This is a genomic window from Streptomyces sp. ActVer, assembly GCF_027270795.1.
Classification (GTDB): Bacteria; Actinomycetota; Actinomycetes; order Streptomycetales; family Streptomycetaceae; genus Streptomyces; species Streptomyces umbrinus_A.
The window spans coordinates 1-533 of the sequence record NZ_JAPWHT010001035.1 but is presented as its reverse complement, the minus strand read 5'-3'; the positions used below and the strand labels follow the sequence as shown (position 1 = coordinate 533).

At 75.4% G+C, this 533-nt stretch carries 1 pseudogene; it reads right to left on the bottom strand.

Features of this window, described 5'->3' with window-relative positions:
- Window positions 1-46: 46 nt before the first annotated feature.
- Window positions 47-533, bottom strand: a pseudogene (locus O3Q52_RS53995) (diacylglycerol kinase); the annotation flags it as partial.

Sequence of the window (533 nt, the reverse complement as noted above, 5' to 3'; positions counted from 1 at the left end):
GGGGGGGGGGGGGGGGGGGCGAAAACCCCCTCCCGGCACCCCCCCGTCACCCCGGCAACGTCAACCCCCACGCCCCCTCCCGCACCGTCCACGTGCGAGTCCGCACCGGCCCCCCGACCACCGCATCCGCGCGATACCGGAAGTCCGACCCCGACACGGTGATCGTCCGAGCCACAGCCTCCAGCAGAGCGGCCTCCGCACCGACGGAAGCGGGCCGCACCTCGACACGCGCACCCCCGCCCGCCCCACCCGGCGTGACGGACACGGACTCCAGCGGCTGGTCGAGGTCGACGAGGGTCACCCCGTCGACCTCGATCCGCAACCGGGTCGGCCCGGTCACCGCGGGAGCCGGCACCCGGGCGGGCCGGGTCGCGAGGGTCCGTACGAGGGACTGGCAGGTACGAAGCCAGTGATGGTGATGCCCACCGCCATCCTCCGAAGCGCTACCGGCCCCGGACCCGGAACCCGACCCGGAACCCGAGCCAAATCCGAACCCCAGCCCCAGCCCCGACCGCGAACCGCCCCCGGCCCCA